Raw genomic sequence first — 1,324 nt, forward strand, 5'->3', positions numbered from 1 at the left:
GTTAGCGTCCATGGGAGTGGTGTACGGGTGATCTTTCCCTTGGTGCGACGGGAGAGATCCATGTGACAAGAGACGGCCACTTCGTAATCCTTCGATTCGCACATTCAGACACGAAGGGGATGAAGTGGCCGTCAATGACATTGTGCCCGCTGCCGGGGACTACTTCGACGAGACTCTCGCCGCGGCGAGCCCGGACCTGCTGCGCACGATGATCCGCGAGTTCGCGCAGCGGATGATGGACGCCGAGGTCGAGCAGCTGTGCGGGGCCGGCTACGGCGAGGTCAGCAGCGAGCGGGTCAACTCCCGCAACGGCTACCGCAGCCGGGAGTGGGACACCCGGGCCGGGACCATCGAGCTGGCCATCCCCCGCCTGCGGTCGGGGTCGTACTTCCCGGACTTCCTGCTGGACAAGCGCCGCCGGGCCGAACGGGCGCTGACCAGCGTGGTGGCCACCTCCTACCTGCTGGGTGTGTCCACACGGCGGATGGAAAAACTCGCCGAGTCGATGGGCATCACCAAGCTGTCCAAATCGCAGGTGTCGAAGATGGCCGCCGAGCTGGATGAGCTGGTCGCCTCGTTCCGGTCCCGGCCTTTGGACGGCGGGCCGTACACCTTCGTCTGGATCGACGCGCTCACTCAGAAGGTGCGTGAGGGCGGGCGGACGGTGAACGTGCACTGCCTGATCGCCACCGGTGTCAATGCCGACGGGCAGCGGGAGATCCTCGGCCTGGACGTCGTCTCCTGCGAAGACGGGGCGGGCTGGCTGGCGTTCCTGCGTGGCCTGGTCGCCCGCGGCCTGTCCGGCGTCCTGCTGGTCACCAGCGACTGCCACGCCGGGCTACGTGACGCGATCGCCGCCACGCTGCCCGGCGCCTCCTGGCAGCGCTGCCGCACCCACTTCGCGAGAAACCTGGGCACCTGTGTCCCGAAGACGGCGCAGCCGTGGGTGCACACGATGCTGCGCACCATCTTCGAACAGCCCGACACCGAGTCCGTGCACGCCCAGCACCGGCACGTGGTCGAGGTGCTGGAGGCCAAGTACCCCAAGGCCGCCGACCGGCTGGACGAGGCCCGTGATGACATCCTGGCCTTCACCGCCTTCCCCACGGCCGTCTGGCGGCAGATCTGGTCCAACAACCCCCAAGAGCGGCTGAACAAGGAGATCCGCCGCCGCACCGACGTGGTCGGCATCTTCCCCGACCGGGAGGCCATCGTCCGCCTGGTCGGCGCGGTGCTGGCCGAGCAGAACGACGAGTGGACCGAGCAGCGCCGCTACATGGGCCTGGAGATCCTGGCCGAATGCCGTAAGCACACCCACTCTCAA

Annotated in this window: 1 protein-coding gene; it reads left to right on the forward strand. The window is 67.5% G+C overall.

The window, feature by feature from the left end; translation table 11 throughout:
• Positions 1–139: 139 nt before the first annotated feature.
• Positions 140–1,324 (forward strand): IS256 family transposase (locus HCK04_RS40265; RefSeq protein WP_142652769.1); only part of this gene is annotated, 1,185 nt, incomplete at its 3' end.

Source organism: Microbispora sp. CL1-1 (genome assembly GCF_012034195.1).
Lineage (GTDB): Bacteria > Actinomycetota > Actinomycetes > Streptosporangiales > Streptosporangiaceae > Microbispora.